The sequence below is a fragment of the Actinocorallia lasiicapitis genome, from assembly GCF_054778695.1.
On sequence record NZ_BAAGZI010000590.1, the window covers coordinates 1 to 2446 of the forward strand.

The window sequence follows — 2446 nt, forward strand, 5'->3', positions numbered from 1 at the left end:
CGCCGCCCTCGACCCGGCGGCCGGCGCGATGACCGCGCTGCACTGGCTGGACGCGGGCGAGGAGTCCGGGCTGCTGCTGTTCACCGCCCACCACCTGGCGGTGGACGGTGTCTCCTGGCGGATCCTGCTGCCCGACCTGGTCACCGCCCTGGGCGGGATCGAGCTCCAGCCCGTCGCGACCTCGTTCCGGCGCTGGGCGCAGCGGCTCACCGCGGAGGCGTCCGAACCGGCGCGGGCGGCGGAGATCCCGTTCTGGACGGAGATCGCCGAGACCCCGGATCCGCTGCTCGGCTCCCGGCCGCTCGACCCCGCGCGGGACACCTTCGCGACCGCGGGGCATCTGACCGTCGGGCTCGGCCCTGAGATCACCGAGCCGCTGCTGTCGAGCGTGCCCGCCGCGTTCCACGGCCGGGTCAACGACGTGCTGCTGACCGGGTTCGCGCTGGCCGTCGCCGAGTGGCGGGGTGAGAGCTCAGCGGTTCTGGTCGATCTGGAAGGCCACGGCCGCGAGGAGATCATTCCGGGGACCGATCTGTCCCGGACGTCTGGCTGGTTCACCACCATCCACCCCGTCCGGCTCGACCCGGGCCCCGCGCCCTGGCAGGAGATCGCCGACGGCGGCCCCGCCGCGGGCACCGCGATCAAGCGGGTGAAGGAGCAGTTGCGCGAGGTGCCCGACAACGGCATCGGGCACGGCCTGCTCCGGCATCTCGGCCCCGGCCTGCCCGACGTGGCGCCGCAGATCGCGTTCAACTACCTGGGCCGGGTCGCCGCGCCCCAGGAAGGCGACTGGTCACCGGCGTCGGAGGAGCTGGCCGAGGCGCTCGGCGGCGGCCACGACCCCGGTCTGGGGCTGCCGCACGTCCTGGAGGTCAACGCGCACACCAGGGACACCGAGTCCGGGCCGCTGCTGTCGGCGACCTGGTCGTGGGCGGGCGGCCTGCTGGCCGAAGCCGACGTCCGCCGGCTCGCCGACCTGTGGTTCGCCGCCCTCACCGGGCTGGTCAGGCACGCGGACGGCGACGGCGCGGGCGGCTTCACCCCGTCCGACATCGGTCTCGTCGCGATGAGCCAGGACGAACTCGACGACCTCGCCGCGGAACTCGAAGAGTGGGACGACCTGTGAGCACACCCCGCAAGAAGCCCTCGAACCTCGAGGACGTGCTGCCGCTGGCCCCCCTCCAGCAGGGCCTGTTCTTCCACGCGCTGTACGACGGCGACTCCGACGTCTACTCCGCGCAGCTCGTCCTCGATCTGACCGGACCGCTCGACGCGCCCCGGTTGAAGGCCGCCGCCGAGGCGGTGCTGCGCCGTCACGCGAACCTGCGGGCCTCGTTCCGCCAGCGCAAGCAGGGCGACCCGGTCCAGGTAGTGCACCGCGAGGTCAGGCTGCCGTGGGAGGAGCACGACCTCACCGGGCGTCCCGACGGCCTGGCCGAGATCGTCGAGCGGGAGAAGAACGTCCGCTGGGACCTCACCAAGCCGCCGCTGATCCGCTACGCCCTGGTCCGGCTGGCCGCCGACCACCACAAACTGATCTGCACCAACCACCACCTGCTGCTGGACGGCTGGTCGACGCCCGTCCTCAACACCGAGCTGTTCGCGCTCTACCTGAGCGAGGGCGACGAGGCGGTCCTGCCGCGTGTCACCCCGTACAAGAACTACCTGGCCTGGGTCGCCCGCCAGGACCGGGACGCGGCCGTCGCAGCCTGGGCGAAGGCCCTGGACGGTGTCGAGGACGCCACCCTGATCAGCCCGCAGGCCGACGGCCCCGCCGTCGCGCCCGCCAAGCTCGACCTGCGTCTCGACCCCGAGACCACGGCCGCCCTGACGGCCCGGGCCCGCGCCGAGGGCGTCACCCTCAACACGGTCCTCCAGCTCGCCTGGGGTCTGGTGCTGGGCTGTGAGACCGGCCGCACCGACGTGGTGTTCGGCGGTGTGGTCTCCGGCCGCCCGCCCGAGCTGCCCGGGGTGGGGGAGATGGTCGGCCTGTTCATCAACACGCTGCCCGTCCGGGTCGCCGCGCGGCCCGGCACGACCGTCCGCGACGCCCTGAAGCGGCTGCAGGCCGAGCAGACCGAGCTGATGCCGCACCACCATCTCGCGATCGCCGACATCCAGCGACTCACCCCCGCGGGCGCCCTGTTCGACACCCTCACGGTGCTGGAGAACTACCCCTACGACCCGGCCGCCGAGGCCACCGACCTCGACGGGCTGAAGGTCAGGGGCGCGGGCGGCTACGACGCCACCCACTACCCGATCGCGCTGGCCGCGATCCCCGGCGACCGGCTGCTGATCCGCCTCGACTACCGCCCCGACCTGTTCTCGGCGGAGCGCGCCGCGCGCATCGGCCGCCGGCTGGAACGGGCGTTCACCGCGATCGCCCGCACACCCGAACTGCTGCTGGCCCGGCTCGACCTGCTCGGCGACGAGGAGGCCGAGGCGG

Annotated in this window: 2 protein-coding genes; both read left to right on the plus strand. The window is 73.5% G+C overall.

The window, feature by feature from the left end; all coding sequences use genetic code 11:
- Window positions 1-1126 (plus strand): condensation domain-containing protein (locus ACYVE7_RS32570; RefSeq protein ID WP_460370230.1); only part of this gene is annotated, 1126 nt, incomplete at its 5' end.
- A partial coding sequence (locus ACYVE7_RS32575) for a condensation domain-containing protein (protein ID WP_460370232.1) occupies window positions 1123-2446 on the plus strand: 1324 nt, incomplete at its 3' end. The genes ACYVE7_RS32570 and ACYVE7_RS32575, both read left to right, overlap by 4 nt.